Here is a 436-nt window from a genome sequence, read left to right as displayed (position 1 = left end):
AATGAAGATGAACGGAATTTTACATGTCGTAGACTTTAAAACCGAACAAATTGTAGCAGCTATTCAAGCGAAAGATTACTGGGATGATATGCGGCACTGGGAACTCAAAAACAATATAGATACGCTAGAATTCACTACATTTGACGGAACGGACCAAGCGGTAACTTTACAGCAACAAAATCTAATATTGAAGCAAGTTCGAGACGGTCGTATTGTTCCTTATGTGCTTTCAAACGAAGTAGAGCGAGACTCAAAAGACAGGTCTATTACTGTACATGCAGCGGGTGCATGGGTCTTGTTAGCGAAGGCTGGAATTATTAGACCGCAACGAATTGAATCGAAAACACTTAATGAATTTGTCGATATGGCATTAGCAGGAACAAAGTGGAAACGCGGCAAAACGGAATACGCAGGCTTCCACACGATGACCATCGAC

The 436-nt window shown here is 41.7% G+C and carries 1 protein-coding gene; it reads left to right on the top strand.

All coding sequences use genetic code 11. From position 1 onward, the window contains the following. Window position 1: 1 nt before the first annotated feature. A partial coding sequence (locus MR058_RS23890; protein WP_277927204.1) for a phage tail spike protein occupies window positions 2-436 on the top strand: 435 nt, incomplete at its 3' end.

This window comes from Bacillus cereus group sp. BfR-BA-01430 (assembly GCF_022663115.1).
GTDB classification, from domain to species: domain Bacteria; phylum Bacillota; class Bacilli; order Bacillales; family Bacillaceae_G; genus Bacillus_A; species Bacillus_A cereus_BD.
This window is presented reverse-complemented; position numbering and strand designations above follow the sequence as displayed.